Here is a 3,421-nt window from a genome sequence, read left to right as displayed (position 1 = left end):
TTTACTTTGCAACAGAACCTTCTATCTTTTACTCAATTAAATTTTAGTGTAATATTTAATTAATTTAATATAAGGGGTGGTCATAACGAAGCCAAATACAATATTTAAAATAGACATTTTGCACGAAACTGAGAATCCACAATAGTTATTCGGTATCATCAAGGGAAGTAAGAATATTAAAAGGGGAAATTAAAAATGAGAATAGAAGATATTGAATTAAAAAAATTAAAAAGAGAAGAAGAATATTTAGATGAAATATTAAGTAAAGAATTCAACAAAAAGTCTAAAGGCATGGATCAAGTTGAAAAAGAAAAATTAATAAATGATATGAAAGATTTTACTGATAAATTTATTGATGAATATTATGTTAGCGAAAAAGATGCTATGGAATATGATTTGTTAGAAGGTATAAAAAAGGAAATCAAAGATTTAGAACTAACAAATCGTGTAACTAAAGCAACCATTAATCATTATTTTTTAAAAAATAATGACCCAAATAATACTATTGAAATAGATAATATCGTTAGAGGTAAAGTGGCAGCTAAAACAGCAGGTAAGACTGGTGCGAAATTCGGAAAGTTTTTGGGACGAAAAGTAAAAGAAGGTGCAGTAAACCTTTATAATAATAAAGACGAAATATTTGAAAAAGCTGTAAGTTCTGTCCAAGATAAGAAAAATAAAACTGAAGCTGAATATGATAGGTACAAAAGAAGATACTCTAATTATTCTGCTGATGAATTAAAAGAGATTATATTAGATGAAAGCAACAGTACTATAAAAAGAAGGGCTGCAAAAGATGCATATGACGAATTATAAATAATAGAGAGTCTTTAAGACTCTCTATTTCCCTAATATTAACTATTATTTACTTCTTTTTGACAAGATTTACAAATGCCATTTCTTTTGTCACTTTTAGTTCTATTCTCATAAAACTGATTCAACCTTTTTTCTTCCCCACATCTTGAACAAACTTTAGTTAATGCTGCTGGCATAATATCCCCTCCTTATTTAGTAATTGTATTATACATTATTGCATAGGAAAGCGCTATAATAATTTGAATTATATTATTTCTACAATACAATCCATATTCATTCTAATCTTCTCCTTATCTTTAATAATTTCTAATTTATTCTTTTCACTATCAAACTTCTTTATCTCACATTCAATCGTTTTGTAATATCCATTTTCCCAATACTTAATCGTGGCTGGTGGATCATAAAATAATTTCTGCGTTAACACATCATTCAAATCACGTAAGGCCAATTCATCTAAGATAGGCTTATCTGTCTTACTTTGGTCTTCGATAAAACCGTTAATCGTTTCATATTGTTGTGGCATTGTTGCAAATGGTGCCCACTTAATCATCTTGCGACCTTCTGGAATGTTACTGTTTAAATACTTTTTAGGTATTTTGCGATAGTCAGTTTCATATTTATAAGGTTCTGGCATATCAGGGTTAATGATTTTCATTTCAAACACCTCACGTATAATTAGTAATTTCATTATACGAACAAGTGTTCTGTTTTGTAAAGGGATAATGTCATATTGCATTAGCAGGTGATGACGTCTCATTTCTGTCTTTTATGGTACAATTTGAGGTATTAAACTTCTAAAATGGGATTAATTTATGCAATATATAAATGCAGTAGAACAAGATTTAATTTAAAAAGTGAATTTATTTAAAGATGACTTTTTAGGTAAAAATAGAGAAAGTAAAGACGAAATTTTAGACGATAATTATAGGCAAGCACTGGTAGATATTTAAAAACAAGAAGGAAATAATTTTATAGTAGTTGAAAAAGAGGATGATATTGTAGCCTGATGTCAATTAATAATTATCCCAAGTCTATCTAGAGGTGGCATTAAAAGAGCCCAAATATAATCTGTTAGAGTTAAATATAATTTAAGAGGTCAAGGTATTGGTAAAGAGATCATAAGAGAAGTAATTCATATGGTCAAAATTGAAGGATGTGTATTGATTCAACTAACAACAGATAAACAAAGAATAGAAAAACATAAGTTTTATGAAAAATTAGGATTTGAATCGTCTCACTATGGTTATAAATATTATCTATGATAATTCATCAGTTAAATTACAGATCACATAATAAGTGCTGAACTATCCTTCTCTCATTGTGATTTGAAAGCCTCGAAATACTTTTATGTGGGTAGTTATAGGCTAACTTGTCTAGAAATCGCTTTGAGTGAAGTCAAGTATATACATTATTCCGCTGAATATTGTATTATTAAGATAAAAAGGTGAAGAAAATGCATGAAGAAAACTTAAGAATAACCATCGTGCTAATTGTTGTGAGTATGATTGCAATACTATCATTTGGTTTAGTCATAGGGCAGTTGGTAGATAAAGAATACATATATGAAACTTTGGAAATTATAATATTATTTATAGGATTATTTGCCACATTTGGTGGTGCTTATTTAGGTGCTAAAATAGCAGGTGATAAAGCTTTAGAAATATCAAATGAAGATAAAGCTGGTAAAATAGAACATATAAAAAAGAAATATATTCTTTATTTATCAAATTTTAAAGATATAGTTGTGAGATTAAGACCAGATTATACATTCTATCACGAGGCAGTTCACTCTAAGCCAGTCTTTATTATTGATGATATTAAAGAATTGTTTGAAAGTCATGATAATGACTTGATAAAATTAAAAGAAAATTTAAATGATTTATTTTTTGATAGTGATTTATATTATTTTGAAAAGAAATATGAAGATATGTACCAATCTCTATTAGATTTTCACAAAACAATAAATGTGTTAGTTGCATATAATGATATTTACAAAGAGGTTGGTTTTAAGCAAGAAGGTTTTGATGAAGAGTCACTTAACAGATTAAATACTTCATTTGATATAATGAAAAATATTGAAAAAAATCACAAAATTATTTTACAGTTTACACCTTTTATTAATAATCGAAAAGTATAAATTAAAAGTCGTTACCCCAAATAATACCGATTTTCTCAATTTATACATTTCAAGCACAATCACTAATGCAATCAAAACGTTGTTATATCAATACTTATAGCATATTTTAAATATTTTAATTATCGTTTTAATGAACTCCCGCCGTCTCCATATCAAAAGGCTTAGCCATTGTGGCTAAGCCTTTTTTGTATTTAAGTTGATATTTATTTCAAATCTCAATGTTGCACGTAATTGATATCGTTTATTTTAATCATAATTCGAGTTCCATCATGATTCCTTCGTTTGTTTTTATAAATCCATTTTTTGTATAAAAATTTGCTGCTAGTCCTCCACCTGTAATCAGAAAAATTTTATATATTCCACTAAGTTTGAGTGAATTAGAGACAGAATTTATTAATTTTTTAGGTTCTGTTGCAAAGTTGAATTTATAGTATAATTTTAACAAAAAGGAGTCTTCTGTATGAACTA

4 protein-coding genes and 2 pseudogenes are annotated in these 3,421 nt (G+C 27.5%); 3 read left to right on the top strand and 3 right to left on the bottom strand.

Annotated elements, in window-relative coordinates:
• The first annotated feature begins 195 nt into the window (after window positions 1-195).
• On the top strand, window positions 196-816 hold the full coding sequence (locus KA867_RS13170) for a hypothetical protein (RefSeq protein WP_210138326.1): 621 nt from the start codon (window positions 196-198) through the stop codon (window positions 814-816).
• 38 nt (window positions 817-854) lie between these two features.
• Here the strand turns inward: KA867_RS13170 and KA867_RS13165 are convergent, their stop codons facing one another.
• Both KA867_RS13165 and KA867_RS13160 read right to left on the bottom strand, forming a co-directional pair.
• Window positions 855-992, bottom strand: coding sequence for a hypothetical protein (locus KA867_RS13165; protein WP_170166228.1), 138 nt, complete (start codon window positions 990-992; stop codon window positions 855-857).
• Between the two features lie 68 nt (window positions 993-1,060).
• Window positions 1,061-1,471, bottom strand: a complete 411-nt coding sequence (locus KA867_RS13160; RefSeq protein ID WP_115075906.1) for a YolD-like family protein — start codon at window positions 1,469-1,471, stop codon at window positions 1,061-1,063.
• A 427-nt stretch (window positions 1,472-1,898) separates the two neighbouring features.
• Between KA867_RS13160 and KA867_RS13155 the strand changes: the two are divergent.
• A pseudogene (locus tag KA867_RS13155) lies at window positions 1,899-2,078 on the top strand (GNAT family N-acetyltransferase); the annotation flags it as partial.
• A gap of 191 nt (window positions 2,079-2,269) precedes the next feature.
• On the top strand, window positions 2,270-2,953 hold the full coding sequence (locus tag KA867_RS13150) for a hypothetical protein (protein WP_115075904.1): 684 nt from the start codon (window positions 2,270-2,272) through the stop codon (window positions 2,951-2,953).
• A gap of 250 nt (window positions 2,954-3,203) precedes the next feature.
• Here the strand turns inward: KA867_RS13150 and KA867_RS13145 are convergent.
• A pseudogene (locus KA867_RS13145) lies at window positions 3,204-3,421 on the bottom strand (hypothetical protein); the annotation flags it as partial.

It is taken from the genome of Staphylococcus sp. GDH8C109P (assembly GCF_017893405.1).
Classification (GTDB): Bacteria; Bacillota; Bacilli; order Staphylococcales; family Staphylococcaceae; genus Staphylococcus; species Staphylococcus cohnii.
Note: the sequence above shows the minus strand (reverse complement) of the source record. Positions and strands in the feature narration are given on the sequence as shown.

Bases quoted from the DNA above. Each gene is read 5' to 3' on its own strand.
- KA867_RS13165 (WP_170166228.1), bottom strand. From the start codon at position 992: ATGCCAGCAGCATTAACTAAAGTTTGTTCAAGATGTGGGGAAGAAAAA.
- KA867_RS13170 (WP_210138326.1), top strand. From the start codon at position 196: ATGAGAATAGAAGATATTGAATTAAAAAAATTAAAAAGAGAAGAAGAA.
- KA867_RS13160 (WP_115075906.1), bottom strand. From the start codon at position 1,471: ATGAAAATCATTAACCCTGATATGCCAGAACCTTATAAATATGAAACT.
- KA867_RS13150 (WP_115075904.1), top strand. From the start codon at position 2,270: ATGCATGAAGAAAACTTAAGAATAACCATCGTGCTAATTGTTGTGAGT.